The following is a 24,828-nucleotide window of genomic DNA, read 5'->3' on the forward strand; positions in this document are numbered from 1 at the left end:
GCTCAACACCACTTGTGATCCACCAAGGACTTCTTGTGCTTGATGAGATGTTCAAACTCGTTGCGGAAGTGTTTGGTGAAGCTGCGCACCGGGAAGACCGCGGCATCAGCCAGCGCACAAATGGTGCGGCCAGCCATATTGTTGCCAACGGAATCCAGCAGCTCCAGATCGCCCTCACGGCCTTCACCGTTGGCGATGCGATGGATGACGCGGTACAGCCAGCCGGTACCTTCACGGCAAGGCGTACATTGACCGCAAGACTCTTCGTGATAGAAGTAAGCCAGACGCTCAAGCGCTTTCACCATGCAAACATCTTCATTCATGATGATGACGGCACCGGAACCCAGCATGGAGCCAGCTTTGGCAATGCTATCGTAGTCCATGGTCAGTTCCATCATCACATCGCCTGGCAATACCGGCGCGGAAGAACCACCCGGAATGACGGCTTTGAGCTTCTTGCCGTCTTTCATACCACCGGCCATTTCCAGCAGATCCTTGAAAGGCGTGCCCAGCGGAATCTCGTAGTTGCCCGGACGATTCACATGACCCGAAACCGAGAACAGCTTGGTACCACCATTATTCGGCTTGCCGGCTTCCAGAAATTTCTGGCCGCCATCACGAATGATGAAAGGCACCGAAGCAAAAGATTCGGTGTTATTGATGGTGGTTGGCTTGCCATACAGACCGAAGCTGGCCGGGAATGGCGGCTTGAAGCGCGGCTGGCCTTTTTTGCCCTCCAGCGACTCCAGCAGGGCTGTCTCTTCGCCGCAGATGTAAGCACCATAACCATGGTGAGCAAACAGATCGAAGTTGAAACCGCTACCCAGAATGTTTTCACCAAGGAAGCCAGCCTTGCGGGCTTCGTCCAGAGCCTCTTCGAACAGCTCGTAAGCTTCGAAGATTTCACCGTGGATATAGTTGTAACCTGCCTTGCAACCCATCGCGTAGCCGGCAATGATCATGCCTTCGATCAGCGCGTGCGGGTTGTAAATAATGATGTCGCGGTCCTTGAATGTGCCAGGCTCGCCTTCATCTGTATTGCAGACAACGTACTTGTCGCCCGGGAACGAACGCGGCATGAAGCTCCACTTCAGGCCAGTCGGGAAACCTGCACCACCACGACCACGCAAGCCGGAGTTTTTCACCTCGGCAATTACGTCTTCCTGGGTGATTTTGTTTTCCAGAATTTTCCGAAGGGCCTGATAGCCGCCACGAGCCACATAAGACTCGAGACGCCAGCAGTCCGGGGCGGCGGTGTCCACACCCTCGAAAATTACGCCATTGACGAAAACTGCCATTATTCCAACTCCGCCAGTTTCTTATCGATCGCTTCGCGGCTCATGAAACTGCACATGCTGTGGTTGTTCACCAGCAGTACAGGTGCATCACCACAGGCACCCATGCACTCGCCTTCCAGCAGGGTAAACTTGCCGTCAGTTGTGGTTTCGCCAATGCCGATGCCCAGTTTCTCGCCGATATACTCGGCCGCATTCATGCCGCCACGCAGTGCGCAAGGCAGGTTGGTACAGACCGTAATCTTGTACTTGCCGACCGGCTTCATGTCGTACATGTTGTAGAAAGTGGCAACTTCATAAGCTGCAACCGGCGGAATACCGACATAATCGGCTACGTATTCGATCACTTCTGCATTCAGACAGCGATCTTCCGGAGTGGCACCGGTCGCGCGACGCTCGGTCAGCGCGATACGCAAAGCAGCCATAATGGCCGAACGGTTCTGTTCGGCTGGATACTTGGCCAGTTCACGGTCAATTTTTGCCAGAGATTCTGCGGATAACATTAGCGGTCGATCTCCCCAAACACCACGTCCTGGGTACCAATGATGGCGACAACGTCGGCAATCATGTGGCCACGGGACATTTCGTCCAGACTTGCCAAGTGGGCATAACCTGGAGCACGAATCTTCAAGCGGTAAGGCTTGTTGGCACCATCAGATACCAGGTAGATACCAAACTCACCCTTAGGATGCTCAACAGCAGCATAAGCTTCACCTTCAGGTACACGCATACCCTCGGTGAACAGCTTGAAGTGGTGAATCAGCTCTTCCATATTGCTCTTCATGCCTTCACGGCTTGGCGGAGCAAACTTGTGGTTTTCAGTGATAACCGGGCCAGAATTTGCCTTCAGCCAAGCGACGCACTGCTTGATGATGCGGTTGGACTGGCGCATTTCTTCGATACGAACCAGATAGCGATCGTAGCAATCACCTGTCACGCCAACCGGAATATCAAACTCCATGCGGTCGTACACATCGTACGGCTGCATCTTGCGCAAGTCCCAGGCAATGCCGGAACCACGCAGCATCGGGCCGGTCATACCAAGGTTCTTGGCACGCTCAGGTGTTACCACACCGATGCCGACCGTACGCTGCTTCCAGATACGGTTATCGGTCAGCAGGGTCTCATACTCGTCCACTTTTTCCGGGAAACGGTTAGTGAAGTCTTCGATGAAATCCAGCATGGTGCCTTGACGATTTTCGTTCAGACGAGCGATTTCTTTGGCATTACGGATCTTGGATGCCTTGTACTGCGGCATGCTGTCAGGCAGATCACGGTAAACACCACCCGGACGGAAGTACGCTGCGTGCATACGAGCACCGGAAACGGCCTCGTAGCAGTCCATCAGGTCTTCACGCTCACGGAAGGCATACAGGAACATCGTCATCGCGCCGATGTCGATCGAGTGTGCACCGATCCACAGCAAGTGGTTCAGGATACGGGTGATCTCGGAGAACATTACGCGAATGTATTGCGCGCGCTCCGGCACATCGATACCAGCCAGCTTTTCGATTGCCAGGCAGTACGCATGCTCGTTACACATCATGGACACGTAGTCCAGACGATCCATATACGGCAAAGACTGGATGAAAGTCTTGCTTTCAGCCAGTTTTTCGGTACCGCGATGCAGCAGACCGATATGCGGGTCGGCTCGCTGTACGACCTCACCATCCAGCTCCAGAACCAGACGCAATACACCGTGAGCAGCCGGGTGCTGAGGACCGAAGTTCAGCGTGTAGTTACGGATATCAGCCACCGTAGTTCTCCTCACGAATGATGCGCGGCGTAATCTCGCGCGGTTCGATGGTGACAGGCTGGTAGATCACGCGCTGCTGGGTTGCGTCATAGCGCATTTCGACATAGCCCGACAACGGGAAGTCCTTGCGGAATGGATGACCGACAAAACCATAGTCCGTCAGCAGACGGCGCAGGTCAGGATGGCCTTCGAACATGATGCCATACAGGTCAAACGCCTCACGCTCGAACCAGTTGGCCGCAGACCAGATATCCACCACGCTTGGCACTACCGGAAACTCGTCATCCTCGGCAAACACACGCACGCGGACACGCCAGTTGTGGGCGATGGACAGCAAATGGTAAATCGCCGCAAAACGCAGGCCGTCTTGCGGTTCATCACGATACGCGCTGTAGTCGATGCCACAGACATCGATACACTGCTCGAAACTCAATTCAGGGTGATCACGCAACGTGGTCATTGCAGACAGCACGTCAGCGGATTTACAGACGATGGTCAGCTCGTCCAGGGCGATTTTGGCCGAAACCACTTTTTCGCCAAGAACCTGCTCGATTACCGACTGCAGTTTTTCCATACGGGATGCCATGGTTAACCTCAGCGGGCGATGGTATTGGTACGCTTGATCTTGTTCTGCAGCTGGATGATGCCATACAGCAGCGCTTCGGCAGTCGGAGGACAGCCTGGCACATAGACATCGACCGGTACGATGCGGTCACAGCCACGTACTACGGAATAAGAGTAATGGTAATAGCCACCACCATTGGCACAGGAACCCATGGAAATAACCCAACGCGGCTCGGCCATCTGGTCGTAAACCTTGCGAAGAGCTGGCGCCATCTTGTTGCACAAGGTACCAGCTACAATCATCAGGTCAGACTGACGTGGACTAGGGCGAAACACGATACCGAAACGGTCCAGATCGTAACGTGCAGCACCAGCGTGCATCATCTCGACCGCACAGCACGCGAGGCCGAAAGTCATCGGCCACAGCGAACCTGTTCGTGTCCAGTTGATCAGCTTGTCAGCAGTAGTAGTAACAAACCCTTTTTCCAGAATGCCTTCTACTCCCATTCCAGAGCTCCTTTTTTCCACTCATAGATGAAGCCAATGGTCAGAATCGCCAGGAAGATCAGCATTGCACCAAAGCCGAACATACCGAGATCCTTCAGGACAATAGCCCACGGGAACATAAAGGCAATTTCCAGATCAAACAGAATAAACAGAATGGCGACCAGATAATAACGGACGTCAAACTTCATGCGAGCGTCTTCAAATGCCTCAAAGCCGCACTCATACGGAGAAAGTTTCTCCGGATCTGGACGATTGGGGGCCAGCAGCCACCCCATCAGCAAGGGACCGACGCCGACCAGCAGGCCGACAATGACGAACATCAGAATGGGAAAGTAATTTTGCAGCATTTCCCGCGCACCTCTAAAAGAAAGGAGGCTATTAACCTCCTTGGCTCCAAGCAAAACAGGCCACCGGTTTCCCGATGGCCTGCTTTATCAAAGTGGTGCCGACAGTGAGACTCGAACTCACACAGCCTATGGCCACTACCCCCTCAAGATAGCGTGTCTACCAATTTCACCATGTCGGCACAGAAACTAGATTGTCATTCTGGGATAACCGCACCAGAAGCTTTGCTTGCATCAGCGCCATTCGGGACTGGCGAACCTGACTGCACGGTTACATTGCTCATAACACCCAGCTCAGTATTTTTAGTAGAGTGCGAGAAACCAATAACCATCAAAGACGAGAAGAATACGACAGCAGCAATCGCTGTTGCCCTACTCAGAAAATTCGCGGAACCGGTGGCACCAAAAAGACTACCCGAAGCACCACCACCGAAAGCCGCACCCATATCAGCGCCTTTGCCATGCTGCATCAGGACAAGGACGATGATTGCCAGCGCCGAAGCAAGCATAGCAATGAGTGCCAGTGTATTCAGAAGTTCCATACTATACCGTTTTATTTGCGGCCCAGCAAATTTGCTGGAAACCATCAACATTCAGTGATGCACCGCCTACTAACGCGCCCGACACACTTGCCAGACCCATAATTTCTCTAGCGTTATCGGGCTTCACACTGCCCCCGTAGAGGACGCGAATACTATCAGACGCCATTTCGTATTGCAACAATGTCTGTGCAATAAATTGGTGCATCTGGTCAATTTGCTCAAGGGAAGCAACCCTGCCTGTCCCGATAGCCCAGACGGGCTCATACGCAACAACCAGTTCTGCACCGATACCTTTCAGCACTGAAAGCTGCTCTGCAATCACCGCTTCATAAACCCCGGACTCACGCTCGGCAAGCGTTTCCCCGACACAGTAAACAGGCACCAACCCTGCACTCACACAAGCATCAAGCTTCGCGCGCAGCACCTCGGCACTCTCGGCAAAATACTGACGACGCTCCGAGTGGCCCACAAGCACATACTTGCAAGCAAGATCCGCCAACATCCCGGCATTCACTTCTCCGGTATATGCACCTTCTGCCACATAACGACTGACATCCTGAGCAGCAAGACTGACTGTAGCTGCAGCCGAAATAGCCTCAGCAACTTGAGACAGATATGGAAATGGCGGCGCAATAGCCACATCCACGCTCGCCTCTGGCAAGTTGCGGATGATGCCCGCAACCAGCTCAGTCGCCATCGCTTGGCGACCATTCATTTTCCAGTTTGCGATGACAAGTTTGTTCATCATGCTGTTTGCCTCTTCATTATGTGAATCGAGACATTATACCAGCCCGATCCAATATCTCGTTTTGTGTCATGACTGTAATATTTCTGAAAACTTGCACGTTTAGGATGCACCCCATCCTAACTCGTCGTGAACTTTCGGGAGCAAGCATGAAACAATCTATCCGTTGGGCAGCCACCCTGGCCGTGTCCGGTTTTGTAGCAAGCAGCGCGTTTGCGGCAGACATCACTGGTGCCGGTGCTACCTTCCCGTACCCGCTGTACGCGAAATGGGCCGAGTCTTACAAGAATCAGACCGGCAACAGCATGAACTACCAGTCCATCGGTTCCGGCGGTGGCATCAAGCAGATTCAATCCAAGACTGTCGACTTTGGCGCTTCCGATATGCCGCTGAAGCCTGAAGATCTCGAGAAAAGCGGCCTGATCCAGTTCCCGACGGTGATCGGCGGTGTTGTACCCATTATCAACGTACCAGGCATTGCGCCAGGTCAACTGAAACTCTCCGGCGCACTGCTGGCTGATATTTACCTGGGCAAGGTCAGCAAATGGAATGATGCAGCGATCGCCAAACTGAACCCTGGCGTTACCCTGCCTGATCTGCGCATTACTCCGGTTCGTCGCTCCGACGGCTCCGGCACCACGTTCATTTTCACCAACTACCTGTCCAAGGTTTCTACTCAATGGAAATCCGATGTGGGTGAAAGCACTGCCGTTAACTGGAAAACCGGTGTAGGTGGTAAAGGCAACGAGGGTGTGGCCAACTACGTAACCCGCATCAAAGGTGGTATTGGCTACGTCGAATACGTGTATGCCAAGCAAAACAAGATTGCACACACCCAGCTGCAGAATGCTGCCGGCCAATTCGTCAACCCTGATGACAGCAGCTTCAAAGCCGCTGCGGCCAACGCTGACTGGGCCAAGACACCAGGTTTCTACCTGCTGCTGACCAATCAGCCAGGCAAGGACAGCTGGCCGATTTCGGGTGCTACTTTCATCCTGATGCACAAGAAACAGGACAAACCAGCTCAGGGCCTGGAAGCCATGAAGTTCTTCGACTGGGCGTACAAGAATGGCGACAATACCGCAAGCCAGCTTGACTATGTACCGATGCCTGCCAACGTTAAGACTGTTATCCGCAATAGCTGGAAACAGGTAAGCGACGCTGCCGGCAAACCGATCTGGAAGTAATTGTTATAGACATGCAGTTGCAGTAGCCGGGGCACTGCCCCGGCTTTTACTGCTTGGCTTAATCAGGTAAACCCATGGACAAACTCAGTAATAGCTCAAGCCTGAAGCGACAGATGCTGCTGGATGCGGCTTTTCGCATGACAACCAGAGCATTTGCCTTCCTTGTGCTCGCACTGCTGGTCGGCATTCTGATTTCGTTGCTGATTGGCGCCATGCCCAGCATCAAGCACTTTGGTATCGGCTTTCTTTTCAGCAGCGACTGGAATCCGGTAACCGAGGTTTACGGTGCCATCGTACCCATCTTCGGCACGCTGGTTACCTCTCTCATTGCTCTGATGATTGCCGTACCGGTCAGTTTTGGTATCGCCATTTTCCTGACAGAACTTTGCCCGCCATTCCTCAAGCGTCCGCTGGGCATTGCGGTCGAACTGCTGGCAGGTATTCCGTCCATCATCTACGGCATGTGGGGCCTGTTTGTCTTCGCTCCCTGGTTCGGCGACAACGTCCAGCCCTGGATCATGGACAATATCGGTCCGCTGCCTTTCATTGGCCAATACTTCCAGGGCGCACCGATGGGTATCGGCATTTTCACGGCCGGCCTGATTCTCGCCATCATGGTGATTCCGTTCATTGCATCGGTAATGCGTGACGTTTTCGAAGTTGTGCCCGCCATGCTGAAGGAGTCGGCTTACGGTCTGGGCGGCACCACCTGGGAGGTTATTCGTCACGTGGTTCTGCCGTATACCAAGGCAGGCGTGGTCGGCGGCATCATGCTTGGCCTCGGTCGTGCACTGGGTGAGACCATGGCGGTGACATTCGTCATCGGCAACTCCACCAATCTGCCAGGCAGCCTGTTTGACGCCGGCAACTCGATTGCCTCGGCGCTGGCCAACGAGTTTGCAGAAGCAACTGGTGTTTTCCACATGTCCGCCCTGATTGAACTTGGCCTGATCCTGTTCTTCATTACCTTTGTAGTACTTGCCTGCTCCAAACTGTTGCTGATGCAACTGAAAAAGCAGGAAGGCAAAGCATCCTGAGACCCGGGCAGATGAACGAGACTCTGATACAGCAAACTGGAAAAACCATGGCAAGCTCGGTTAACACCTCCCGAAATAACCGCATTTATGCTCGCAGACGCTTTACCAACGCCTTCAACATGACCGCATCGATGCTGGCCATGGGTTTTGGTCTGTTCTGGCTGGCATGGATTCTTTACACCTTGGTCCTGCATGGCCTGTCCGGCATGAGCATGGATGTCTTCACCAAGGTCACCCCGCCACCCGGTTCTGCCGGCGGCTTGGCTAATGCCATTGTCGGCTCGCTGAAAATGACCTTTTTCGGCACGCTGATCGGTACGCCGATCGGCATCCTGGCCGGGGTCTACCTGGCTGAATTCGGTAATCGTGGCTGGCTTGCTCCGGCAACGCGCTTTATCAACGACATCCTGCTGTCAGCACCGTCCATCGTGATTGGCCTGTTTGTTTACGAGATGTTTGTCGTTACCACTGGCCACTTCTCCGGTTGGGCCGGCTCGCTCGCGCTGTCGCTGCTGGTTATCCCGGTTGTGGTACGTACCACCGAGAATATGCTGCGCCTGGTGCCAGGCAGTTTGCGCGAAGCGGCATTTGCCCTGGGTGCGCCACAATGGAAAGTCACCATGCTGGTTACCTTGCGCGCAGCCAAGGCCGGCGTACTGACCGGCATCCTGCTGGCTGTCGCCCGTATTTCCGGCGAAACCGCCCCACTGCTGTTCACTGCACTGAACAACCAGTTCTGGAGTGATATGAACCAGCCGATGGCCAACCTGCCTATCGTGATCTTCCAGTTTGCCATGAGCCCTTACGAGGATTGGCACGCACTGGCATGGGCTGGTGCCTTGCTAATTACCCTGAGCGTATTGACGCTGAATATTGTTGCCCGCTGGATGGGCAGTCAGAAATCTTCTTCTCATTAAGGCTTGCCGAACCATGAATCAACAAGCAAACAAGCTCCAGGTAAAAAACCTGAACTTTTACTACGGCAAGTTTCACGCCCTGAAAAACATCAATCTGGACATTCCTGCCGGCAAGGTAACTGCCTTCATCGGCCCGTCCGGCTGCGGCAAATCGACCCTGCTGCGTACCTTCAACCGCATGTTCGAGCTGTATCCCGGCATGCACGCCGAAGGCGAAATCCTGCTGGATGGGCAGAACATCCTGGCCAAGTCCATCGATGTAAACATGCTGCGCGCCAATGTAGGCATGGTTTTCCAGAAGCCAACCCCGTTTCCGATGTCCATCCATGACAACATTGCATTTGGCGTCAAGCTGTACGAAAACCTGTCTCGTACCGAAATGGAAGAGCGCGTCGAGTGGGCGCTGCGCAAGGCGGCACTGTGGAATGAGGTAAAGGACAAACTGAAGCAGTCGGGCAATTCGCTGTCCGGCGGTCAGCAACAGCGCCTATGCATCGCCCGTGCCGTTGCAACCCGTCCGGAAGTCTTGCTGCTGGACGAGCCGACCTCAGCACTCGACCCGATCTCTACCGCCCACATCGAAGAGCTGATCAACGAGCTGAAGCAGGAATACACGATTGCGATCGTGACTCATAATATGCAGCAGGCGGCACGTGTCTCTGACTACACTGCATACATGTATCTTGGCGAGCTGATGGAGTTCGGTGCAACCGACAACATCTTTACCGCCCCCAAGCGCAAGGAAACCGAAGACTACATCACCGGCAAGTTCGGCTAAGTCGGTTTCTTTGACGGACTTCCAAGGGCAGCCCATTGCGGGCTGCCCGATTCTGTTTGTTTAATTATTCAGCAAGAAATATTCACCCCATTATGACAATTTATACAGAACTAATCTGTCAGTAACATGTCTATTTTGTGAATTTTTCTTGTCAATATTTAAGGTTGTATTGTGGATCTGGAACATATCAGCGGAATTGAAAAAGCCGCGAAGAGCAGCAAAGCAGAGTTTTTGCGCCTGGGCATGGGTATTCTGTTCGTTCTTGGCGTACTGTTTTATACCTCGACCACCGAGCACGCCAGTATGGTGCTGATCGTTGCTGCCGGTATTGGTGCCTACATGGCCATGAATATCGGTGCCAACGACGTAGCCAATAACGTAGGACCTGCGGTCGGTTCCAAGGCACTGACCATGGGTGGTGCACTGGTAATCGCGGCGATCTTCGAAGCAGCCGGTGCCATCATTGCCGGCGGTGAAGTCGTCGGCACGATTCGCAGCGGCATTATTGACCCGTCCCTCATCCCAGATCAGACAACATTCATCTGGCTGATGATGGCCGCACTGCTGGCTGCAGCCCTGTGGCTTAACCTGGCGACGGCCGTCGGCGCGCCGGTATCCACTACCCACTCGATTGTTGGTGCGATTCTGGGCGCAGGCATTGCTGCGGGTGGCATGGGCATCGCGGACTGGGGCAAAGTCGGCACGATTGCAGCCAGCTGGATCATCTCCCCCCTGCTGGGCGCAGGCATCGCCGCCCTTTTCCTGTACGTGGTCAAACGCAGCATCACCTACCAAAGTGATATGTTGGCCGCAGCACGCAAAATGGTACCGCTGCTGGTAGCACTGATGGCCTGGACATTCAGCAGCTATCTGATGCTCAAAGGCCTGAACCGCATCATGGATGTCAGCTTCACCCATGCCATTCTTGGTGGTCTGGCAATCGGTGTGATTACCTTCCTGGTGCTCAAGCCTATGGTTTCCCGCAAGGCAGATCAGCTGGAAAACAACAAGCAGTCGATCAATACCTTCTTCACCGTACCACTGATTTTTGCTGCTGCACTGCTGAGCTTTGCACACGGCTCCAACGATGTGGCCAATGCTATCGGCCCCTTGGCTGCTATTGTTGATGCCCTTACTCACATTGGCAGCGGCGAGATCGTGCAAAAGGCCAGTATCCCGCTGTGGGTAATGGTGATTGGCGCGCTCGGCATTTCGGTTGGTCTGGCACTGTATGGCCCGAAAGTCATTCAGACCGTTGGCAGCGAAATTACCGAACTCGACCAGATGCGTGCCTACTGTATTGCCATGTCGGCGACCCTGACCGTTATCGTGGCCAGCCAGATGGGCCTGCCGGTCAGCTCTACCCACATTGCGGTGGGTGGCGTATTCGGTGTCGGCTTCCTGCGTGAATACCTGAAAAACCGCTATGAACTGATGGTGCAGGAGATCAAGGCACACCATCCGGAAGGTGATCAGGAAGCCATCGATGCCTTCCTGTTCAAATTCAAGCAGGCTGGTATCGATGAAAAAGGTGCCATGCTGAAAGATCTGAAGATCCGCGCCAAGCAACAGCTTGACCCTGCGCATTTCTCCAAGATGGAACGCAAGAACCTGAAAAAGGTTTATCGCAAAGAGCTGGTAAAGCGCGAGCAGATCATGAAAATTGCTGCCGCCTGGGTGATTACCGTACCAGCCTCGGCCATCATGGCAGCAATCATTTTCTTCCTGATCCGTGGCATTACGCTGTAATGGATGCAGACTTGAAAAGCCACCGCAAGGTGGCTTTTTTGTTTCATGCCCCGCTACCATCAGCCAGCCTGATAGCCTTTGCGGGCCGGACAGCACACTCGGTGCATGCCTGAGACAGAAATGCCTACCGCGATACTGCGACTGACACGATTGCGTCAGCCGGGATTTTCAGCAAAAAAGCCCAAACCAGCCACCGCCTTGACAGTTACATAAATCATATAAATCAAATGCTTAGACGACAGGACAATGAACTAGCGCAAATTATGTAACATTCCCGCAATGTCCGGCTTGACGCTGTCTGGTTTATTACGAAAAATGCCGCCTTTTATGACTTGAACTCCCATCATGCTCGACTTGCTTACGAGTCTGGATCCGACACTGGCAGTAGTACTGGTACTTTCTGTCGGCTTTGTCCTGGCCTTCGAATTCATCAACGGCTTCCATGACACAGCCAATGCAGTTGCCACTGTCATTTACACACAATCAATGAAGCCACAGACTGCCGTTTTTCTGTCCGGCATCTTCAACTTCCTCGGCGTTTTCTTTGGTGGTCTGGCTGTTGCCTACGCCATCGTCAATCTGATTCCAACCGACCTGCTGCTGAACATTAATTCCAAGCAAGGTATGGTCATGGTGTTTGCACTGCTGACCTCTGCCATCGCCTGGAACCTCGGCACCTGGTATTTCGGCATTCCCGCCTCCAGTTCGCACACCCTGATCGGTGCCATTCTTGGCGTTGGTGTCGGCAATGCGCTGATTACCGGTGAATCGCTGGCTTCAGGCATCAACTGGTCCAAGGCGATGGATGTTTTCCTGTCGCTGTTCCTGTCGCCGCTATTCGGTGCAGGCTTGGCCGGTCTGATGCTGTTCACCATGCTGAAACTGCGCCCGAACAGCAATGTGCACAAATCGCCATTCCAGCGCCAGCAGCTGGAAGGCCGCAAGCATCCGCCATTCTGGGCACGCTTCATGCTGATCGTTTCGTCGATGGGCATGAGCTTTACCCACGGCTCCAACGATGGTCAGAAAGGTGTCGGCCTCGTGATGCTGGTGCTGATCGCCCTCGCACCAGCCCACTTCGTGGTCAATCTTGATGCCGAGCCTATCCAGATCGAGCACACCCGTATTGCCGCCCAAGAGCTGAATGCCTTGTATGTACGTAATCAGGCGGTGATCGATGCCAAGTTCCCGAACAGCGGCAAGCATACTTGTGAAATCAGCAAGATCCCGCAGGAAACCCTTGATCTGCTGGCTGCTATCGGCGATGCCAAGAGCTATGACGCGCTGGCCGAAAATGCCCGCTGGAGTGTCCGTACCCAGCTGATCTGCCTTGGTGATGCGGCCAAGAAAATCAGCCAGGTTCCAGGCTTGTCCGAGCTGGACCGCAAGCAGCTGAAGTCCATCCGTCAGGATCTGTCGGCCACCACCGAATACGCACCGGCCTGGGTGATCGTGGCAGTCGCACTGGCCATCGGCCTGGGTACCATGGTCGGCTGGCGTCGTGTGGTGAATACTGTCGGCGAGAAAATCGGCAAGAAAGACATGACCTACGCCCAGGGCATGTCGGCACAGACAATGGCGGCGGCTTCCATCGGTATCGCCAGCATGATCGGCGCGCCGGTGTCCACCACCCAGATTCTGTCCAGTGCCGTAGCCGGTACCATGCTGGTAAACCGTTCCGGCGTGCAAATGAGTACGGTGAAAACCATTCTGACCACCTGGGTGCTTACCCTGCCGGTCAGCATGGGTCTGGCCATCTCTCTGTACTACCTGGGTGTCAAGCTGTTCGTCTGAATACACTGACGACTTGCTGCAAACAAAAAGGCTGCCAACCGGCAGCCTTTTTGCATCATGCTTTCAGGAAGTGGGCGCGTCCCGCCAACCAGCGCTGCAGATGCGCTTCGGCCAGTTGCGGCCAACGTTCCAGCATGCGTGGTGCCAGTTGCCGCGCGGCCTCCAGCAGCTCGATGTCTGCCTCAAGATCGGCAAAGCGCAACATCGGCACCCCGCTCTGTCTGGCACCGAGAAACTCGCCCGGCCCGCGGATATTCAGATCCTGCCGTGCAATCTCGAAACCATCGGTGTGCTCGTAAATCACCTTGAGTCGCGCCTTGGCCAGCTCCGACAGCGGCGGTTCGAACAGCAGCACGCAAGTCGACTTGGCTGCTCCCCGCCCTACCCGACCACGCAACTGGTGCAACTGCGCCAGCCCCATACGCTCGGCGTGCTCGATCACCATCAGGCTGGCATTCGGTACATCGACTCCCACCTCGATCACCGTGGTGGCGACCAGCAGTTGCAGCTCGTTGGCCGCAAACTTCGCCATCACTTCGGCTTTCTCCGCCGCTTTCATCCGGCCATGTACCAGTCCGACACCCCATTGCGGCAAATCCTGCTGCAGCACGGTAAAGGTATCGACGGCCGTTTGCAGCTGCAGCGTTTCCGACTCCTCGATCAGCGGGCAAACCCAGTACACTTGCTGCCCTTCGCCGCAGGTCTTGTCGACATAGCGCACGACTTCATCGCGCCGCTCGGCATTGATCAGCTTGGTCACAATCGGCGTGCGCCCCGGCGGCAGCTCGTCGATAACCGAGACATCGAGATCGGCGTAAAAGCTCATCGCCAGCGTGCGCGGAATCGGCGTCGCCGACATCATCAGCTGATGCGGCTCCGCCCCTTTTTGCTGCAAGGCCAGCCGCTGGCCGACGCCAAAGCGGTGCTGCTCATCCACGATCACCAGCCCCAGCCGTTCGAAGTGCACATCATCCTGAAACAGCGCATGGGTACCGACCGCCAGCCGTGCCTCGCCGCTGGCAATCCGCCCGGCCATTTCACCACGCGCTTTCTTGCGCAGGCTGCCGGACAGCCACGCCACCTCGATGCCCAGCGGTGCCAGCCATGCGGCCAACTTCAGATAATGCTGCTCGGCCAGAATCTCGGTCGGCGCCATCAGCGCCACCTGAAAGCCGGCCTCGATCGCCGCCAAGGCCGCCATCGCCGCGACGACGGTTTTGCCGCTACCGACGTCACCCTGCAGTAGCCGGTTCATCGGGTGTGCTTCGGCCAGATCTGCGGTGATTTCGCCCAGAACTTTTTGCTGAGCACCAGTCAAGGCAAACGGAAGGTTGGCCGCAAGCTGGCTGCGCAGGCTACCGTCACCACGAATCACCGGCGCCTGGCCCTCACGTCGCGCCCGGTAAGCAAGGCGCATCGACAGTTGCTGCGCCAGCAACTCGTCAAACTTCAGCCTTTGCCAGGCAGGCAGATTGCCATCGCCAAGCTGGCTGGCCGAGTATTCCGGGCCAGGTCTGTGCAGCAGGTGCACAGCGTCGGCCAGCGGCATCAGGCCAAGACTGCGTCGCACCTCATCCGGCAAAGTCTCGGGCATGGGCTGCACCTTGAGTTCACCGTGAATCAGCTTGCGCAGCACCGGCTGATTGAGACCATTCACCGTCGGGTAGACCGGTGTCAGGCTATCGGCCAGCGCATCCCCCTCGTGCACGGTGCGCAGTTTCGGGTGCACCATCTCGTCACCGTAAAAGCCGCGCCGCAGCTCGCCCAACGCCCGCACCCGATTGCCCTTGGCCAGTGCCTGCTGGGTATTCGGGTAAAAGTGGATGAAGCGCAGAATGACCTTGCCGGACTTGTCCTCGATTTGCGCCACCAGCTGCCGGCGCGGCCGGAACTGGATTTCACAGGACGTGACCTCGCCCTCAACCAATACCGCCTGGCCATAAGGTGCCTGGGCAATCGGGTACAGATGGGTTTCGTCTTCGTAACGCAGCGGCAGGTGCAAGACCAGATCGAAGCGGCGGCGAATGCCGAGCTTCTCGAGTTTTTTGGCAGTCGCCTCCGCGACCTGGGGCGGCTGGCTGGCGATGTCGGCGGGATGATTCATGCCCAGATTGTAACCAAAGCAAAACGGGATGGCACCGGCCATCCCGTTTTGTCAGCGCAGATTCACGCGGATTACTGGCGTTCCCACACCTGGGTGCGGCCCAGCAGGCTGATGCCGAGGAAGCCGCGTACTTCCAGCTTCTTGCCACCCTCGATCAGTTTGGCCTTGGCGCTGTAAACCTTGCCGGATTTCGGATCGAGGATCTTGCCGCCCTCCCAGCCATCGCCGCCCTTCTTCAGGCCGGTCAGAATGGTCATGCCGTTTACCGGCTTGCCTTTGAGCGCACCTTCGCACTTGTCGCATACCGCATCAGGGTTCAGCAGCAGCTTGGCGATGCGACCGGTCAGTTCGCCATTGGCACCTTCACTGATCTCGACAATGGCCTTGGCCTGTTTGGTTTCGTCGTCGATGGTCTTCCAGTTACCGGCCGCGCCATTGGCCATTGCCAGTGCGCTAGCCAGCAGCAGTGGCAGCGCCAGCAGGGTCTTTTTCAGTGTTGTCATGGTCATTCCTCGTGTTGTGTTTACCGTTGCCGTTTCTGCCCGCAGGCAGACAGCACTTCTTGCGGTGCCGGAAAAATTAGCAGCCTGCTGCTGCAGCGTCAATCAGAATGCAAACATTCGTTTGAATGTCATGTGCGACCGCTACGCAGGCAAGCCGCCCAATCCTCACGCCCATTGGCACTGGCGCGTAATGCCGCACTCTCCCAGTCATACACCACCCGTCGCAACTCGACCTGCCAGCCAGCATGAGCACGCGTCAGCAAGGCATAGCTGGCGTGCGGGCTGCCGGCCTCGATCCGGTGAAAGCCGCCGGCATCATCGGCATACGCCGGCAAACCGACACTGCCCGGATTCACCACCAGCGGGCCATCACATAATTGCACGCAGCGTGCCAGATGGGTGTGACCGCACAACAACAGACTGCAATCCGGCAAGTGGCCGATGCGGGCGCGAATGGTGTCATCACTGGCCAGCCGGGTCTGGCCGCCGTCGATTTCCTCCAGCAGGTATTGCAGATCGGACAGCGGCGAACCATGACACAAATGCACATCGCCCAGTTGCAGACTGGTCGGCAAGGCACGCAGCCAAGCCAGCTGAGCCTCGTCCAGCTGGCCGGCGGCAAACTGGTCGGACGCGCCACCGGCCTGCCCTGCGGCACAAGCCAGCAACTGGCGCTCATGATTGCCGGCGATGGTCGGCCAGAACTGGGTCATCAACAGGCTGGCAGTTTCAGCCGGCCACAAGGGGCCGGACAGGATGTCACCCAGATTCAGCACCTGCCGCACACCTTGACCACGAATATCGGCAATCACTGCCTGCAAGGCCGGCAGATTGCCGTGAATGTCGGATAAAACGGCAAAACGATCTGGCTGCATTCTGGCCTCCCCTCAATCCGGTACGCTGAAAACGCCGTCGGCCACCTTGCTGACGCGGCCACCTACCTGCACCTCGCCCGCAGCCGACACATCGAGATACAGCACATTCGGCCGGCCGATCACCTCGCCCTGCTCGATGCGCCACGACAGCGGCGCGTGGCCGTTAAGCGCACACCAGCCACCGAGATTGGCACAGGCGCTGCCGGTGCCCGGGTCTTCGACAATCGCCCCCTGCTGCAGGAAGAATAGCCTGACCGTAGCCACACCGGCAGCCTCGTGCCACAGATAGGCGACACTGCGCCCCGGCCGCAAGGTGGCATGCTCGGCAAACAGCCTGGCATCCGGCTCGGCACGCAGCACCGCCTCGCGGCTGGCGAGACGGATCAGCAGCTGTTCGCTGCCGGCGTTCACCCACATCGCCTCGGCGGCGATGTCTTCGGGCGGCAGGCCCAGCATGGCCGCCGCGTCGGTGCGGCCAACGTTGGCCGCACGCTGCGTTGCTGCCACCGCAGTCAGGCGGAACACGCCATCCTGCACACTGATCGGAATCAGGCCGGCACGGGTACGCAGGCTGAATGCCTCACCCGGCTGGCGCAGCGTGTGCAGCACCGCGGCACTGCCAATGGTGGGGTGGCCGGCAAACGGCAATTCGAAACTCGGGGTAAAAATCCGCAGGCTGGCCAGTGCCTCGCCATCATCCGGCAGCAGAAACACGGTTTCGGACAGATTGAACTGGCGCGCAATCAGCTGCATGTCTTCGTCTGACAGGCCACGCGCATCAGTAAACACCGCCAGCGGATTCCCGCCAAAACGGCTCTCGGCAAACACATTGACGATCTGATAAGCAAACTGGCGACTCATGCTTGCTCCTTTGCAGCATTGGCCTGCAGCTGAGCCAGCAGGCCGCTGTTTTCCTGCTGTATCCAGTATTCGGCAATCTTGCCGTCTTCCACCCGATACACCGCGCTACCCACGGTAATCAGCGGCAAACCTGTCGGCGTAAAACCGTCGATCTCGGCCAAGTGATGACCATATTGCCGCCAGCGTGCGTAGACCTTGTCGCCATCGGCCAGCAACTCTTCCAGCTCGAAACGGAAGTTGCCGAACATCGCCAGAAACTCCTCGACATGCTGCTGGTAGTTGGCTGGAGTGCGCATCACCACCTCGCCTGGCGCAGCCGACACCAGCTGATTGGCACGCACCTCGGCTGCCAGATACAGCGCGGCTTCTTGCGGTGCCAACCCGCCGCGAACGCGGGTGACAAATTGCCTCACGATTTCCTTTGCCGACATATTTCTCCCCATTCATGACTGGTATTTGATTGATCATTCATTTGGCCACAACTTATCGACACAAAGTAGCCCGAACAGGCAAACAGACTGTGCTGGCGGCAAAACAATCCAGCTAACACCTTGGATTGAATAATGAATTTAGTATCCACCGAAAGTTTGTTACACTCGCCCCCCACGCCAAGTCGTGCTTAAAAAACAGACTACCCGCCAAGGGTGGCACCATTTTTTGACCTCAACCATGTGAGACCCTCATGCAGCAAACTCCTAGCCTGTGGCACCGCCTGCTTAATGGCAGCATCGTGGTGCAAATCATCATCGGCATGCTTGTCGGCACATTGCTGGCCACCACCATGCCGGCCTTCGCCGCCAAAATCACCTTTCTGGGCGCCCTGTTCGTCAAGGCACTGAAAGCGCTGGCCCCTATCCTAGTTTTCGTGCTGGTGATCTCGGCACTGGCGGGCAAGCAGCATGGCGTGAAAAGCAATATGCGTCCGGTGCTGATGCTTTATCTGCTTGGCACTTTTGCTGCCGCGCTTGCCGGTGTCGGTTTCAGCTTCCTGTTCCCGAGCGAGTTGGCACTGGCCAATGCTGCGGCCAACTCCCAGCCGCCACAGGCGATCGGCCAGGTCTTGTCCAGCCTGTTGTTCCAGCTGGTGGACAATCCGGTCAATGCACTGCAAACCGGCAACTTCATCGGCATTCTGGCCTGGGCTATCGGTATCGGTCTGGCAATGCAACATGTGAGTCAGGCGACCAAGCAGGTGATGCATGATCTGTCGCATGCGGTTTCCAGCATCGTGCACTTTGCCATCCGTTTCGCCCCGCTGGGCGTGATGGGCCTGGTTGCCGACACCATCCTCACCAGCGGTCTCGATGCCCTGCTCGGCTACAGCCATCTGCTGGCCGTACTGCTGGGTGCGATGCTGTTCGTGGCGCTGGTCATCAACCCGGTACTGGTTTTTGCTGTCACCCGCCGCAATCCATTCCCGTTGGTTTTTGCCTGCCTGCGTGAAAGCGGTGTGACCGCCTTCTTCACCCGCAGCTCTGCGGCCAACATTCCGGTCAATATGGCGCTGTGTGCCAAACTGGGTCTGAACAAGGACACCTATTCGGTGTCGATCCCGCTGGGTGCCACCGTCAATATGGCCGGTGCCGCCATTACCATTTCGGTACTGAGCCTGGCCGCCGTGCACACCCTAGGTATCGCCGTTGATCTGCCAACCGCGCTGCTGCTGTCGGTGCTGTCCGCCGTTGCCGCTTGCGGTGCCTCCGGCGTGGCCGGTGGCTCGCTGCTGCTGATCCCGCTGGCCTGCAGCCTGTTCGGCATCAGCAACGACATCGCCATGCAGGTGGTGGCCGTCGGCTTCATCATCGGCGTGGTGCAGGATTCTGCCGAAACTGCGCTGAACAGCTCGACTGACGTGCTGTTTACCGCCGCGGCCTGCATTGCCGCCGGCGATGTGAGCGAGCCACAGCCGCAAGTGGCCCGTCAGGGTGCCTGAGCCTGAGCTTGTCCAAAGAAAAACCCGTGCCACGGCACGGGTTTTTCTTTTCTGGCAGCACACCAGCCAACACTCAAGCCACGCCCCACACCTTGCGCAGCTGTGACAGCGTGGCCACGATGGCCGGGTTGAACTCCTCGCTCTTGGGGTAGATAAAGCTCAACAGTGCCACCACCCGCGTATGCGGCCAGATCGCCAGCTCGCCTTTCTCCGCCAACTTGATTGCCTGATCCTCGCGCATGATGGCAAGGCCAAGCCCCGCACGCAGCAGGGCCATCGGGTTGGCCGCCTCGTCGGTTTCCAGCACCACATTGGGCAACAAGCCCTGCCGCGAAAACATCGCATGCAGCAAGGTGTGAATATGATGCGCCTGTGGCGCGCCTATCCACGGCATCGCTGCCACATCCTGCCAGCCGGCGTACAAGAGCTTTTCGCGATACGCCAGCGGCGCCACCACGCGGTAGTACAAAGTCTGCAGCGACAGACCGAGCACATCGCGCGGAATATGCGGGCCGATGTAAAAGCTGCCGCCCAGCAGGCCGGCCGAGACCTGCTCGCGCAGGTCTTCGGCATGGCCATGCCGCGTCTTGATTTCCAGCAGCGGCAGGCTGGACACCAGCTCGCCAAGCAGCGCACCGAGACGCAGGGTTTCGGTGTCACCCACCGTGCCCAGCTGCAGCACGCCGGACAGCTCACCCTGCAGCTGGCGCGCCTTGCCCATCAGCTGGCTGGCACTGCTGAGCACCTGCTCGGCCTCGACCAGCAAGACCTCGCCGGCACGCGTCAGACTGACGCGCCCCGGGCGACGATCAAACAGCGCCACCCCAAGCTCCTCCTCCAGCGCCTTGATCTGCGCGGTAATGGCCGGCTGGGTCAGGTGCAAGGCCTCGGCCGTGCGCGTGATATTGCCCAGCCGGGCGGTGGTGACAAAAGCTCGCAGCTGATTGATCTGCATGGCTTAGTGGTGCAGGAAGCGGACCTGGCCCGGCTCGATGCCGATGCGCACATCCGCCCCGAGTGGGAACAGCGGCAAGCCGGCAAAGTGCGCCTGGTCTGCGGCCAACGTAACGTCGCCGACCCGCACCCGATAGCGCGAGAACTCACCGAGAAACTCGGCGCTTTCCACCTTGCCATCCAGCCACACCCGCGAGGCATCACCCTGTTCGTCAGCCACGCAGATGCTCACCTGATGCGGACGGAAGATCATCGCCGCGCGCCCTGCCGCCGGTAGCTCGGCCGGACGCGGAAACTGCAGATCGCCCAGGCCGTCGGCGCGGAACAGCATCTGCTCGGCCCCCTGTGTCGACAGCTCGCCCTCCAGCATATTGGCCGTGCCGACAAAGCCGGCAACAAAACGATTGACCGGAAAGTCATACAGGCCGGTGGCCGCGCCGACTTGCTGCAGGATGCCCTTGTCGAGCACCGCCATGCGGTCGGCCGTGGTCATCGCCTCCTCCTGATCGTGCGTCACGAAGATGGTGGTCAGCCCCAGCTTGCGCTGCAGGTTTTTCAGCTCCTCGCGCATCTGTACCCGCAGCTTCTTGTCGAGGTTGGACAAAGGCTCGTCCAGCAGCAGTACCTTGGGCTCGATCACCACGGTACGCGCCAGCGCCACCCGCTGTTGCTGGCCGCCCGACAGCTGCGCCGGCCGCCGCTGGGCGTAATCCGACAGGCCGACCAGCTCCAGCGCTGCACCGACCTTGCGCTTGATGGCATCACGGGTCTCGCGCCGCTCCTGCAGGCCGAAGGCCACGTTCTCCCAAATGGTCATGTGCGGCCACAGCGCGTAGTTCTGGAACACCATGCCGATATTGCGCTGGTGCGGCGGAATGCCGGTAATGTCCTGGCCATCCACCAGCAACTCGCCACGCTGATGCTGGTTAAAGCCGGCAATCAGCCGCAACAGTGTGGACTTGCCGGAGCCAGATGGCCCGAGCAAGGCAAAGAACTCGCCCGGCTCGATCTTGAGATTGATATCGCGCAACACCTCGGTCTTGCCATAGCTGAGGCTGATGTGACGGGCTTCGACGGAAACTTTGTTCAGATTCATGTGATGTCTCCCAGGCTTAATGCTGCTCGGTATTGCCTTGCGCAGTAGCGCGCGATTTTTCAACAAAACGGTGCGACAGATACGTACCCAGTGCCACCACAACTACCGCCAGCACGCCCAGCGCCGCTCCTGGCCCGCGGCCGGAGATGCTCTGCATATACAGGTAAATACCATAACTCATCGGTGCCTGGCTCTGGCTGGATGTCAGCAGCAAGGTTGCCGACAGCTCGACCGCAGCGGTAATGAAGCTCGTCACGAAGCCGGCGAGAATGCCACCAGCCATCAGTGGCACCATGATGCGACGGATGGTGCTGGCGCGTGAGGCACCGACACTCTGCGCGACTTCTTCCAGCGAGATGTGCACCTGCTGCAATGCGGCCATGCAGGAACGCAGCGCATACGGCAGACGACGCACGGCATAGGCCAGCATGATCAGCACCCAGGTATTGATCAGCTGAGTCTCGGTGAACGGCAGGGTGACGTCCTTGAACAGGCGCAGATAGCCGATCGCCAGCACAAGGCCAGGAATCGCCAGCGCGGCCGATGCCAGATAATCCAGCCACTGGCGAGCCGGCAACTGCGTGCGCAGGATCAGGTAGGCAATCGTGGTACCGATGATCACATCAAGGCCAGCCGCGCCCAGACAGTACAGCAAGGTGTTGTGGATCATGCCGCCGGACTCGTCCAGCACCGTGGCGTAATGCTCGAGCGTGTAGGCATCCGGCAATACCGAGAAGCTCCACACCTTGGCAAAGGACATCAGCAGGATGCCGAAGTGCGGGGCCAGCGTGATCAGCAACACCAGCACGATCCAGCCGTAGGCGAGTACCGACTCCCAGGCGCTGAGCTTGCGCTTTTGCAGTGCGTTGCCGCCCTTTTGCAGCGTGGCGTAATCCTTGCCCTTCATCACCCGTGCCGCCATCCACAGCGCAAGAATCGAGAAGCCGATCATGATCACGCTGATCACATAACCCAGCGGATCATCCAGCCCCACCGAGGTAATGCGCAGATAAGCCTGCGGCGCCAGCATATTGGTCACGCCCATCACCAGCGGGGTACCAAGGTCATCGAATACCTTGACGAACACCAGTGCGGCACCCGCCAGAAAGCCCGGCATGGACAGCGGGAAGATCACCCGCATGAACAGACGCCAGCCCTTGGCACCGAGGTTCAGCGCCGACTCTTCCATCGCGCCGTCGATATTGCGCATGGCGGCGACAAGGTTCAGCAGGATGAACGGGAAGTAATGGATGCTCTCGACAAAGATCACCCCGGTCAGCCCTTCCATGATCGGGATGGTGAAACCGAAGTACTCGTTCAGCAGCAGATTGACCGAGCCATTGCGGCCGAAAATCAGCTGCAACGCCACTGCACCGACAAAGGGCGGCATGATCAGCGGCAGCACGCCAAGTGTCTGGATCAGCAAGGCGCCGCGAAACTCGAAACGCACCGTCAGATAGGCGAGCGGCACCGCAATGACCGACGCAAAAAACACGCTGGCAAACGCTACCCACAGACTGTTGAAGAATGACTCGCGGAACACCGAATTGGTAAAGAAGGTACTGAAGTGCCCCAGCGTCAGCGTGCCGTGCTCGTTGACGAAGGCGGTGTAGATCACCGTGCCGACCGGCACGACGAGAAACACCAGCAAGAAAGCCAGCACCAGCAGGAAGGCCAGCCAGGGCCCCCAGCCTGTCAGCTGCCAGCGCTGGCGCATGGATGCGATGCCGCCGGTGGCGGCAAGAGTGGTAGACATAGGAAACTCCGCTCAGAAAAGCGCGTGGCACCTTGCGGCCAACCTTGAGGTTGGCCGCAGGACATTACACTCGAGACCTGCGGCAGCCCGGCCGGCCATCAGCCGTGGCGCCGACAGTCGCGGGATCAGATCATGCCGCTGGCCTGTTCGGCCAACTGCCGTGCCTTGTCGTAATTGGCACGCGCACGATTACCCCAGGTCTCCTCCAGCCCGGTCAGCTGCTTGGAAACCGCCACCTCGCGCCGGCTCTTGCGGAACAGCTCGAGGAAAGACTCGTTCTTGCTGTCAGCAGCGTTCACGAGTGGCGAGTAAGCCAATGCCCGTGCCTGCTGGATCAGCGCGGCGGCTTTCGGGTTGTTCTTGCCACGCAAACGCTTCTCTGCCTCGTGAATGGCACGGGTTGCGCCTTGCAGCTCTTTCAGACGGAAAGTGACCATCTGGTCAAACATACTGACCACCACCTGATAGCGCGATTCGGACAACTCGGGGTTGAACTGCACCTTGGCGCGCATCGCTACGGCCTGGGCATCCGGATAGCCCTTGGGCACATTCAGGCTCTTGTACGGCAATACCGGCAGACGGCTGATCTTCGGATCAAACAGCAGCTCCTGGCCTTCCTTGCTCAGGGTAAAGGCGATGAATTTCTTCGCCTCGGCCGGGTTTTTGCTGCCGGCTACCAGCGCGATGTTGGCAGGCACCACCGAAGTCACACTCGGATAAACAAACTCGACCGGGAAGCCGGAAAACTTGCCGGCCAGACCGAAAAAGTCGATCACAAGACCAATGCCGAACTGGCCGTTATTGACGCCGTCCGGCACGCCAAAGCTGCGGTCAGTCACCGCCGCCGCATTGCCCATGATTCGCAGCAGCTGGCTCCAGCCCTTGTCCCAGCCCTCGCCTTGCAGCATGGTTTCCACCGTCAGGTGGGTGGTACCGGAACGCGATGGCGAGGACATCGCCACATGACCGAAGTACTCCGGCCGCATCAGATCCGCCCACTCTTTCGGTGGCGGCAGATTATTGGCCTTCATGTAACGGGTATTCCACATCAGGCCATAACCGCCCAGCGCCTGACCGAAATACATACCTTGCGGATCGTTGATCGGGTAATTGCCGATCTTGGCCGGAGTCGCCGGATTCACCACATCGGGTGCGGGCTGCAGCAGTTTTTCGCGGGCCAGCACCTCGAACGCATCCGGTGCACTGGCCCACATGATGTCCGGACGCTGGCCGGCAGACAGCTCCTTGATATAGGCAATCGACGCGGTGGTGTTCTTGTTCAGGATTTCGATCTTGATACCGGGGTTTTTCGCCTCGAATGCCTTTTCGTAGACAGTGGTGAGGTCTTTCGGGAACGACGTCAGAACGGTGATGGTGCCGGCACTGGCCAGCAGCGGCATGGCGCAAAGCAGGGATGCGCCCAATGTACGCAACGGGAATACAGCTTGCATGATGATCTCCTCGCCCTTGTTGTGGTATGTGGCCAGTCCAGAGTAGGTAGGCGACGCAGGCTAGACCAATCATGCTTCGT

24 protein-coding genes and 1 tRNA gene are annotated in these 24,828 nt (G+C 57.4%); 7 read left to right on the forward strand and 18 right to left on the reverse strand.

Annotation, left to right across the window (positions count from 1 at the left end):
• Positions 1 to 2: 2 nt before the first annotated feature.
• The 9 genes from nuoF to tpiA form a co-directional block, all read right to left on the reverse strand.
• Complete coding sequence (nuoF, locus tag ACZ9W6_RS08645) at positions 3 to 1,298, reverse strand: NADH-quinone oxidoreductase subunit NuoF (protein WP_465190694.1); 1,296 nt, start codon at positions 1,296 to 1,298, stop codon at positions 3 to 5.
• A complete protein-coding gene (gene nuoE / locus ACZ9W6_RS08650; protein ID WP_465190695.1) occupies positions 1,298 to 1,798 on the reverse strand; it encodes an NADH-quinone oxidoreductase subunit NuoE in 501 nt (166 codons plus the stop codon). The genes nuoF and nuoE overlap by 1 nt, the downstream gene beginning before the upstream one ends.
• The gene (locus tag ACZ9W6_RS08655; RefSeq protein ID WP_465190697.1) at positions 1,798 to 3,051 is read right to left on the reverse strand and encodes an NADH-quinone oxidoreductase subunit D; all 1,254 of its coding nucleotides are present in this window, start codon (positions 3,049 to 3,051) and stop codon (positions 1,798 to 1,800) included. The genes nuoE and ACZ9W6_RS08655 overlap by 1 nt, the downstream gene beginning before the upstream one ends.
• Positions 3,044 to 3,637: an NADH-quinone oxidoreductase subunit C gene (locus tag ACZ9W6_RS08660; RefSeq protein WP_465190698.1), complete on the reverse strand. Its 594-nt coding sequence runs from the start codon at positions 3,635 to 3,637 to the stop codon at positions 3,044 to 3,046. The genes ACZ9W6_RS08655 and ACZ9W6_RS08660 overlap by 8 nt, the downstream gene beginning before the upstream one ends.
• An 8-nt stretch (positions 3,638 to 3,645) precedes the next feature.
• Positions 3,646 to 4,122, reverse strand: coding sequence for a NuoB/complex I 20 kDa subunit family protein (locus tag ACZ9W6_RS08665; RefSeq protein WP_017509630.1), 477 nt, complete (start codon positions 4,120 to 4,122; stop codon positions 3,646 to 3,648).
• Positions 4,113 to 4,469: an NADH-quinone oxidoreductase subunit A gene (locus ACZ9W6_RS08670; RefSeq protein WP_465190699.1), complete on the reverse strand. Its 357-nt coding sequence runs from the start codon at positions 4,467 to 4,469 to the stop codon at positions 4,113 to 4,115. Before ACZ9W6_RS08670 ends, ACZ9W6_RS08665 begins: the two co-directional genes overlap by 10 nt.
• A 93-nt stretch (positions 4,470 to 4,562) precedes the next feature.
• Positions 4,563 to 4,648 (reverse strand) — tRNA-Leu (locus ACZ9W6_RS08675).
• 15 nt (positions 4,649 to 4,663) lie between these two features.
• Positions 4,664 to 5,008 carry a preprotein translocase subunit SecG gene (gene secG / locus ACZ9W6_RS08680; RefSeq protein ID WP_465190700.1) on the reverse strand — a complete coding sequence of 115 codons (345 nt, stop codon included), beginning with the start codon at positions 5,006 to 5,008 and terminating at the stop codon, positions 4,664 to 4,666.
• A gap of 1 nt (position 5,009) precedes the next feature.
• Entirely contained in the window at positions 5,010 to 5,756 is a 747-nt protein-coding gene (gene tpiA / locus ACZ9W6_RS08685) for a triose-phosphate isomerase (RefSeq protein WP_465190701.1), read from the reverse strand.
• 146 nt (positions 5,757 to 5,902) lie between these two features.
• Here tpiA and pstS point away from each other — a divergent pair, with 146 nt between their 5' ends.
• The 6 genes from pstS (at position 5,903) to ACZ9W6_RS08715 (ending at position 13,215) form a co-directional block, all read left to right on the forward strand.
• Positions 5,903 to 6,940: a phosphate ABC transporter substrate-binding protein PstS gene (pstS, locus tag ACZ9W6_RS08690; protein WP_465190702.1), complete on the forward strand. Its 1,038-nt coding sequence runs from the start codon at positions 5,903 to 5,905 to the stop codon at positions 6,938 to 6,940.
• A gap of 74 nt (positions 6,941 to 7,014) precedes the next feature.
• Entirely contained in the window at positions 7,015 to 7,977 is a 963-nt protein-coding gene (gene pstC, locus ACZ9W6_RS08695) for a phosphate ABC transporter permease subunit PstC (protein ID WP_465190703.1), read from the forward strand.
• A 47-nt stretch (positions 7,978 to 8,024) separates the two neighbouring features.
• Positions 8,025 to 8,894, forward strand: a complete 870-nt coding sequence (gene pstA, locus ACZ9W6_RS08700; protein ID WP_465190704.1) for a phosphate ABC transporter permease PstA — start codon at positions 8,025 to 8,027, stop codon at positions 8,892 to 8,894.
• Between the two features lie 13 nt (positions 8,895 to 8,907).
• Positions 8,908 to 9,672, forward strand: coding sequence for a phosphate ABC transporter ATP-binding protein PstB (pstB, locus tag ACZ9W6_RS08705; protein WP_465190705.1), 765 nt, complete (start codon positions 8,908 to 8,910; stop codon positions 9,670 to 9,672).
• Between the two features lie 171 nt (positions 9,673 to 9,843).
• Entirely contained in the window at positions 9,844 to 11,421 is a 1,578-nt protein-coding gene (locus tag ACZ9W6_RS08710; protein ID WP_465190706.1) for an inorganic phosphate transporter, read from the forward strand.
• Positions 11,422 to 11,766: 345 nt separating this feature from the next.
• A complete protein-coding gene (locus ACZ9W6_RS08715) occupies positions 11,767 to 13,215 on the forward strand; it encodes an inorganic phosphate transporter (RefSeq protein ID WP_465190707.1) in 1,449 nt (482 codons plus the stop codon).
• A gap of 55 nt (positions 13,216 to 13,270) precedes the next feature.
• Here the strand turns inward: ACZ9W6_RS08715 and recG are convergent, their stop codons facing one another.
• The 5 genes from recG to ACZ9W6_RS08740 form a co-directional block, all read right to left on the reverse strand.
• Positions 13,271 to 15,319, reverse strand: a complete 2,049-nt coding sequence (gene recG / locus ACZ9W6_RS08720) for an ATP-dependent DNA helicase RecG (protein WP_465190708.1) — start codon at positions 15,317 to 15,319, stop codon at positions 13,271 to 13,273.
• Between the two features lie 71 nt (positions 15,320 to 15,390).
• Complete coding sequence (locus tag ACZ9W6_RS08725) at positions 15,391 to 15,822, reverse strand: DUF2147 domain-containing protein (RefSeq protein ID WP_465190709.1); 432 nt, start codon at positions 15,820 to 15,822, stop codon at positions 15,391 to 15,393.
• Between the two features lie 128 nt (positions 15,823 to 15,950).
• Complete coding sequence (locus ACZ9W6_RS08730; RefSeq protein WP_465190710.1) at positions 15,951 to 16,697, reverse strand: metallophosphoesterase family protein; 747 nt, start codon at positions 16,695 to 16,697, stop codon at positions 15,951 to 15,953.
• A gap of 12 nt (positions 16,698 to 16,709) precedes the next feature.
• The gene (locus ACZ9W6_RS08735; RefSeq protein WP_465190711.1) at positions 16,710 to 17,558 is read right to left on the reverse strand and encodes a PhzF family phenazine biosynthesis protein; all 849 of its coding nucleotides are present in this window, start codon (positions 17,556 to 17,558) and stop codon (positions 16,710 to 16,712) included.
• Positions 17,555 to 17,989, reverse strand: coding sequence for an ester cyclase (locus ACZ9W6_RS08740; RefSeq protein WP_465190713.1), 435 nt, complete (start codon positions 17,987 to 17,989; stop codon positions 17,555 to 17,557). Before ACZ9W6_RS08740 ends, ACZ9W6_RS08735 begins: the two co-directional genes overlap by 4 nt.
• Before the next feature lie 251 nt (positions 17,990 to 18,240).
• Here ACZ9W6_RS08740 and sstT point away from each other — a divergent pair, with 251 nt between their 5' ends.
• On the forward strand, positions 18,241 to 19,491 hold the full coding sequence (gene sstT / locus ACZ9W6_RS08745; RefSeq protein ID WP_465190714.1) for a serine/threonine transporter SstT: 1,251 nt from the start codon (positions 18,241 to 18,243) through the stop codon (positions 19,489 to 19,491).
• Between the two features lie 73 nt (positions 19,492 to 19,564).
• Here the strand turns inward: sstT and ACZ9W6_RS08750 are convergent, their stop codons facing one another.
• From ACZ9W6_RS08750 to ACZ9W6_RS08765, 4 genes are all read right to left on the reverse strand, one after another.
• The gene (locus ACZ9W6_RS08750) at positions 19,565 to 20,446 is read right to left on the reverse strand and encodes a LysR family transcriptional regulator (RefSeq protein WP_465190715.1); all 882 of its coding nucleotides are present in this window, start codon (positions 20,444 to 20,446) and stop codon (positions 19,565 to 19,567) included.
• A gap of 3 nt (positions 20,447 to 20,449) precedes the next feature.
• Positions 20,450 to 21,541 (reverse strand): ABC transporter ATP-binding protein, encoded by a 1,092-nt coding sequence (locus ACZ9W6_RS08755; RefSeq protein WP_465190716.1) that lies wholly within the window; start codon positions 21,539 to 21,541, stop codon positions 20,450 to 20,452.
• 16 nt (positions 21,542 to 21,557) lie between these two features.
• Positions 21,558 to 23,297: an ABC transporter permease gene (locus ACZ9W6_RS08760; protein ID WP_465190717.1), complete on the reverse strand. Its 1,740-nt coding sequence runs from the start codon at positions 23,295 to 23,297 to the stop codon at positions 21,558 to 21,560.
• Positions 23,298 to 23,422: 125 nt separating this feature from the next.
• Entirely contained in the window at positions 23,423 to 24,748 is a 1,326-nt protein-coding gene (locus ACZ9W6_RS08765; RefSeq protein ID WP_465190718.1) for an ABC transporter substrate-binding protein, read from the reverse strand.
• Between the last annotated feature and the right edge of the window lie 80 nt (positions 24,749 to 24,828).

Source organism: Vogesella lacus (assembly GCF_979366295.1).

Excerpts from the sequence above, each read along its gene's own strand:
- nuoF (WP_465190694.1), bottom strand. The coding sequence starts at position 1,298 with ATGGCAGTTTTCGTCAATGGCGTAATTTTCGAGGGTGTGGACACCGCC.
- nuoE (WP_465190695.1), bottom strand. The coding sequence starts at position 1,798 with ATGTTATCCGCAGAATCTCTGGCAAAAATTGACCGTGAACTGGCCAAG.
- ACZ9W6_RS08660 (WP_465190698.1), bottom strand. The coding sequence starts at position 3,637 with ATGGCATCCCGTATGGAAAAACTGCAGTCGGTAATCGAGCAGGTTCTT.
- ACZ9W6_RS08665 (WP_017509630.1), bottom strand. The coding sequence starts at position 4,122 with ATGGGAGTAGAAGGCATTCTGGAAAAAGGGTTTGTTACTACTACTGCT.
- ACZ9W6_RS08670 (WP_465190699.1), bottom strand. The coding sequence starts at position 4,469 with ATGCTGCAAAATTACTTTCCCATTCTGATGTTCGTCATTGTCGGCCTG.
- secG (WP_465190700.1), bottom strand. The coding sequence starts at position 5,008 with ATGGAACTTCTGAATACACTGGCACTCATTGCTATGCTTGCTTCGGCG.
- tpiA (WP_465190701.1), bottom strand. The coding sequence starts at position 5,756 with ATGATGAACAAACTTGTCATCGCAAACTGGAAAATGAATGGTCGCCAA.
- pstS (WP_465190702.1), top strand. The coding sequence starts at position 5,903 with ATGAAACAATCTATCCGTTGGGCAGCCACCCTGGCCGTGTCCGGTTTT.
- pstC (WP_465190703.1), top strand. The coding sequence starts at position 7,015 with ATGGACAAACTCAGTAATAGCTCAAGCCTGAAGCGACAGATGCTGCTG.
- pstA (WP_465190704.1), top strand. The coding sequence starts at position 8,025 with ATGGCAAGCTCGGTTAACACCTCCCGAAATAACCGCATTTATGCTCGC.
- pstB (WP_465190705.1), top strand. The coding sequence starts at position 8,908 with ATGAATCAACAAGCAAACAAGCTCCAGGTAAAAAACCTGAACTTTTAC.
- ACZ9W6_RS08715 (WP_465190707.1), top strand. The coding sequence starts at position 11,767 with ATGCTCGACTTGCTTACGAGTCTGGATCCGACACTGGCAGTAGTACTG.
- recG (WP_465190708.1), bottom strand. The coding sequence starts at position 15,319 with ATGAATCATCCCGCCGACATCGCCAGCCAGCCGCCCCAGGTCGCGGAG.
- ACZ9W6_RS08725 (WP_465190709.1), bottom strand. The coding sequence starts at position 15,822 with ATGACAACACTGAAAAAGACCCTGCTGGCGCTGCCACTGCTGCTGGCT.
- ACZ9W6_RS08730 (WP_465190710.1), bottom strand. The coding sequence starts at position 16,697 with ATGCAGCCAGATCGTTTTGCCGTTTTATCCGACATTCACGGCAATCTG.
- ACZ9W6_RS08735 (WP_465190711.1), bottom strand. The coding sequence starts at position 17,558 with ATGAGTCGCCAGTTTGCTTATCAGATCGTCAATGTGTTTGCCGAGAGC.
- ACZ9W6_RS08740 (WP_465190713.1), bottom strand. The coding sequence starts at position 17,989 with ATGTCGGCAAAGGAAATCGTGAGGCAATTTGTCACCCGCGTTCGCGGC.
- sstT (WP_465190714.1), top strand. The coding sequence starts at position 18,241 with ATGCAGCAAACTCCTAGCCTGTGGCACCGCCTGCTTAATGGCAGCATC.
- ACZ9W6_RS08750 (WP_465190715.1), bottom strand. The coding sequence starts at position 20,446 with ATGCAGATCAATCAGCTGCGAGCTTTTGTCACCACCGCCCGGCTGGGC.
- ACZ9W6_RS08755 (WP_465190716.1), bottom strand. The coding sequence starts at position 21,541 with ATGAATCTGAACAAAGTTTCCGTCGAAGCCCGTCACATCAGCCTCAGC.
- ACZ9W6_RS08760 (WP_465190717.1), bottom strand. The coding sequence starts at position 23,297 with ATGTCTACCACTCTTGCCGCCACCGGCGGCATCGCATCCATGCGCCAG.
- ACZ9W6_RS08765 (WP_465190718.1), bottom strand. The coding sequence starts at position 24,748 with ATGCAAGCTGTATTCCCGTTGCGTACATTGGGCGCATCCCTGCTTTGC.